Source organism: Candidatus Cloacimonadota bacterium, assembly GCA_034661015.1.
Classification (GTDB): domain Bacteria; phylum Cloacimonadota; class Cloacimonadia; order JGIOTU-2; family JGIOTU-2; genus JAYEKN01.
The window spans coordinates 1-5,929 of sequence record JAYEKN010000060.1 but is presented as its reverse complement, the minus strand read 5'-3'; the positions used below and the strand labels follow the sequence as shown (position 1 = coordinate 5,929).

Genomic DNA, 5,929 nt, shown 5'->3' with positions numbered 1-5,929 from the left:
CCGGTTTGGGGGAACACAGGCTTACCATTTATGATTAATGCTGATTTTCTGCTCACCACCGACAGAGAAAAAATTCAGGAGGATGAAAAATGGAATCACTGGCTTCGTGGTTGCATTGCAGATGTTTATAAGGAAGCTTTTTTATCCTTTCTTACAAGCGACAAACTTGACCTTGAAAAAAAATATTCTGCTTATGCCTCTGTTCCACTTAATTCTCGTGAGGACTTTCTTGAACCCGTTGTTAAAGAAATACATGCTAATTTGAAGAATTCCGCATGTATTCTTACAACACCTGATTTCATCCTTGAAAAACCGGAAAATACACGAAAAGCAGATCAAAAATTTTATGAATTATTTATAAATGATACTGATACTGAACCTCCTGGTTATCTTATAAATAAAGTAAAACTTGTCTGCCCACAAATTAACAAGAATAAATATGAACAGCAGCTTAAAGCAATAGGAGTTGAAAGAATAGAGCCAATTGATTTATTTGAATGCTTGAAGGAAACCGAATGGCTTCACAAGCATTCATTGGAATGGTTTATATATCTTTATAAATTTCTGTCCTCAAAAAAACAATGGTACAGTACATTATTCAATAAAAAGGATAATGATAATGGTTTCAATGTGTCAGATAATAGCAGATCACTTGATTATAGCCTCAATAAGTTATCCATAGTACCAACAGAAACCGACAATATTGACTCATTTGGATTAAAGGGGACTTATGATCAGCCAATTTATTTTTCATGTGATGATGAATCTGCTGAAAAATTAAAGTCAGCAGACAAATGGTTATCTGAAATTATGCATGTGATATTCCTTAATCAAAATTTTTTGGAACTTGTTGAAAAACAAGAAGATTCAGATTCAATAAAAGAGTTTATGCAGGAACAATTGGATATCCATGATTTTGATTTGAATAATTGTTGTAATAATATTTTAAAAAAATTAAAGCAAAGTGATGAAACATTGGAGCCAGATGCTTTAATAAAAATAACTGAGTTTCTCGCTGACAATGCAGATGATAATTTTCCATGGCAAGAGTTGCCGGTAATAGTTGCAGACGGTCGCAAAATGTTAATAAAAGGAATTCGTAAATTAACATGGGATAACGGATCTGAAAAAGAAATGCATCCCACCATACAGGCTGTCGTTGTCCCTGAGGCTTTTGATCCTGAATCAGGATGGCAGTATATCTGGCAAGAGGAAGAAGACAGGCAACATTTTATAGCTTTGGCTGATGATTATAAAGATTTTCCTGAAGAATGGTTTGATGCTTGTAATATAAAAAAATATCCAGGATTTGCGAGGATAACATTTACTTCAAAAAATTCATTTGAATCAATGTCAAAAAAAGGTTTTACTGTTTCTTCTAATGAACGTAAATGTTTTGATTTGTGTATGAGTCGTTCTGCGTTTAAGTGGATATCTAAAGTTAAAGTAACGTCCTTTGGCATGCCTTCCGCTTTAATTTTGAATTTGGGTGAGGAAGATAATCAACCATTATCAGCTAATGCATTAATGGCATTTTTAAAAACACTTTCATTTAAAAATAATATTTATTCCACTGATGAACAATTCTATGAAAATGGTTTAAAAGCTAAAGGTACCTTTCAATGTCATGGAAAAAGGATAAATTATTATGACAATACGATATTATATTATCTTAAAGAATTGAAATGGATGCCCTCAAAACAAGGATTCGTTTCTCCAACTAATGCATTTTTACCCACAGAAGAAATCAAAAATATATTTGGCGATAATGTTTCTTACGTAGCTCCAGGTATCCATCAAGACATATTGGAGATTTTGGGTGTTTGCTTAAAACCTACTGTAAAAAAAACACTTGAAATTCTAAAAAAATATTCTTCTGAAAATTTGCCTGTCAATTCTGAAACAATCAGTCATATTTACTACTACCTTAAGAATGTAACACGCATTGAAAATCATGGTGGCTATAACGATAATGATACTGTTCGCAATAAAAATGATGTTCGCAAAGCATTTCAGGAGTATCCATTAATTTTTATTCCAGAAGAGGATATAGAATTCGGGACATGGCATGAAATAGATGACTGTGTCTGGAAGGATTCAAGCGATGTTTTTGACAGTGATTTTGTTTATTTGGAGAAGTATTATCCCGAGTTCAAAAATTTTTTTGTAAATACCATTGCAATGAATGAGGATGTAAATACAAACAACATACCTGCCTTTTTACAAAGGCTTTCTAAAAATAATCAGGTTGATATTGAAAAAATTAAAAAAATTTATTCTAAGATTGACTCCTTATTAGATGCCTCAAATACTTCAGAAAAATTTGTTATTAAAAATCAATTTTCAACGCATCCATTGATCTTTATTCCAGATGATACAGAATCTGGAATATGGTACAAAAGAGATGATTGTGTCTGGCTGGATTCAAGAGATATCCTTGGTAATGAATTTGTTTATCTTGAAAAATATTATTCAGAGTTAAAAGACTTTTTTGTTAAAACACTTGACATAAAAGAGGAGGCAGATGAAGAACTATTTGCAAAAAGTTGGTTAAAATTGCAAGACAGTCCAGTTAAAGACAAGGAAAAATTACATGTCACTATTACAAAATTATATAAAAAATTACGGAAAATTGCAGAATCAGAAACAGAAGAGGAGGATCGTCCTGATTGGTGGAATGAATTTTCAGAAAAAATTAAATTTTATACACAATCTCATACTTTTGAGAAACCCGGTAAAATTTTAATTCCCGATGATGGAGGACTAAAAACAATATTTAAGAATAGCAATATTTATTTTGTTTGGCGTCCAAAAGGAGATTCTTTTAATGAATGGTTGTCATTTTACAAAGCATTTAATATTCCATTACTTTCAGAATCTGCTATTCCGGATTATGAAGAAAACGTTCAGTCCACATACACTAACAGCCAAAATAAATATATTACAAAATCATCTGTATTAATGATTGCTACATGGTTAAAAGAAAAACGTAAGAATGATTATGACCGTTTGCTTGAAGATGGCAAATTTGATAATTTGATTTCCATTCAGGAGGCAACTACAGCTTCAAATATCATGGTTTTATATCACCTTGACATTCATGATATTCATGAAAGTCAGGAAGCTGAGTTTCCGGTATATTGGGATACTAAAAAAAATATTCTTATTTACAATCCCAAAAATTCCAAGAAAAAAATGAGAATAGAAATTTCCAAGATTATGGCTAAAAGACTCCTCAATTATAAAGATTATAAAGACTGTGCTGATTTTGTAGAACTTACTCTAAAAGAAGATGATACAGAACGTTTAAAATCAAAAGGCTGGAGTGTACCAAGAGAAATTGAGAACAAGTATCTGGACAAAAAGAAAGCAAATGACAAACTACATAACCTGGAACAAAATCAGTTTGATGTCCCTGATGAATCTAATACAAATATTATTGACAATAAAAACCATCAAGAGGACGAGCAACAAGAGAACAAGCCTATCAACATTGAGCAGCCATCAAATTCCAGGCCTGAATTACCTAAGATTAATCCAGCAGTGCAAAAAAATAAAAATGGTTCATCCTTAACCCCAAAAACAATTGTTGAGACTAAAGTGGTTGACGACCCCTTAACACAAAACAAAAGTCCTGAAATTTTAGCAACGGGCAACATTGAATCAAAAAAGATAGACAAGATTGATGGTTCAGCACCCGATGCTTCTGACTCAACACATTCAACTGATAATTTTGAATCGCAAAAGAGAAACAAAATAGATTCTCCAATGTTTGATAATTCCGTTTTAAAACCTTTAACTGTCGAACCAACTGATAAACTAACTGACCGCCCTGAGTTTAAAATAGATGTTAAAACATTGCTCAATGATCCTTTTAATCGTCCTGGAGTTACTTCATTTGATGAAGATGAAAATTACTACTCAAATAACAGGGTGAAAAATCCTGAAAGGAGAGCTGCTAAACGCAGGGCAGAATATAGAAGAACTTTTCAAAATGAACCAAAACCAGAACAACGCCGCCATAAGGTTGAAATAGAGCTTTTGGAAGGACCTGATCCAAAAGTGAGGGAAACGCTATCTCAATGGTATGATGGAAAATGCCAAATATGCGGTAATACTTGGCCCAAAAGAAATGGAGAACCTTATTTTACAGCAGCATACCTTATGGAACGACAAAATGCTAAACTTATGGATACCCCTGCCAATGCCGTTTGTTTATGTGCAGAACACTTTGCTCAATGGTGTCATGCTGCAATAGAAGCTCCTCTTGATATTATGGAGCAAATAAAGGAACTGCGTTTGCCTTTTGAGGACGGAAAAGATGAGCTTTCTATTGTTTTCACATTACAGGGAAAAGACTGTGAGATTAAGTATTGTAAAAAACATTTTCTGGACTTAAAAGAGTTGATTAAGGCTCTGGCTGAGATATCATGCTCTGAAAATTTGAATTGAGTGCGGGAGTGGGGCATGTTCCGATAATCCAGAAATTAGGAGATCTGACTTTTGTTATATTTCCAAGGATTTCTAATTATCGGATACATATTTACGTTTACACAAAAAAATAATGAATAGGGGGATTGATGGATACGTTTAAGGTTAAAAATAAAGAAAGGCATTATTTATTAAAAGTTGATAATAAAAGTCTTCGTTTTGGTGTTCAGGCTAACATAATTAAAAATTTCAAGGATAAATTTAAAGATAATTTTTGTATCATATTTTATCGTTTAGAGTTAGCTCATGAAGCTTATATTTTTCCTTTTTATAAAGTAAAACATCTGTTTATTGAAAAATATAATGAACTTCAATGGAAAGGAAGAAAGAATCGTTGGACTGGATCAATTACAAATGATTGTTTACATGTTAGTCACTGCCCAGAAGTTTTCCCTGCACAAGACTATCACACATTTCACTTTTTAGATAAAAACATTGCAATGCCTGATGATTTCGATTCAAAATATTCAACTGTAGAACCAACTGACAAATCTGAGCGTAAAACATATTTTAGAACATTGCTCCGTGATTCTTTTAATCACACGGGAGTTCCTGAATTTGATGAAGATGAAAATTATTGCAACTCAAATAATAGGGTGAAAAATCTTGCAAGAAGAGGCTCTAAACTTAGAAAAGGACATATACGAAAGATTAAAAATGAACCAAAACCAGGACAACGCCGGCGGAAGGTTGAAAGAGAGCTTTTGGAAGGACCTGATCCAAAAATGAGGGAAACACTATCTCAATGGTATCATGGAAAATGCCAAATTTGCGGCAGCACTTGGTCTAAAAGTAACGGAGAACCTTATTTTGTAGCTGCATACCTTGTTGAACGACAAAATGCTGCATATATGGATACCCCCGCAAATGCTATTTGTTTATGTGCAGAACATTTTGCTCAATGGCGTCTTGCTGCAAAGGAAAGCCCTCTTGATATTGTGGAACAAATAGAAGAGCTACGTTTGCCTTCAGAGGGCGGAGAAGATGAACTGTCAATTGTTTTCACTTTACTGGGACAAGACTGTGAAATTAAGTATTGTGAACAACATTTACTGGATTTAAAAGAGCTTATTAATGCTCAGGCTGACATATTATGCTTTGAAAATTTTTGAATTGAGTGCGGTAGTGGAGTATGCGGTGGGCAGCTATTACAACCAAATCCAAATTCAAAATGATGTTTTATGTAATATTATAGATACTTAAAAATTTTATTATTGTTATTACCATACCGAGATCAGTTTACACGGCCCCAACACTATGTCTCCAAAACCATTTCCGGTTTTAATCGGTGCTTTCGTTCAGACCCCTTTTAATGTGAAAGACCGATGTCAAAGGCTACCCAAAAGCTCAAAATACCTTGATCTGGATATTCCTGCGGTAGTCAGATTCGTACGGATATGGGTGGTGGGTACTTTCCCTGGACTGGTTTTGATCACCA

Annotated in this window: 2 protein-coding genes; both read left to right on the top strand. The window is 33.5% G+C overall.

Going from position 1 to position 5,929, the window contains the following annotated elements; translation table 11 throughout:
- Positions 1-30: 30 nt before the first annotated feature.
- On the top strand, positions 31-4,452 hold the full coding sequence (locus U9P79_01855; GenBank protein MEA2103373.1) for a hypothetical protein: 4,422 nt from the start codon (positions 31-33) through the stop codon (positions 4,450-4,452).
- Between the two features lie 128 nt (positions 4,453-4,580).
- Entirely contained in the window at positions 4,581-5,603 is a 1,023-nt protein-coding gene (locus tag U9P79_01850) for a hypothetical protein (protein MEA2103372.1), read from the top strand.
- The last annotated feature ends 326 nt before the right edge of the window (positions 5,604-5,929 follow it).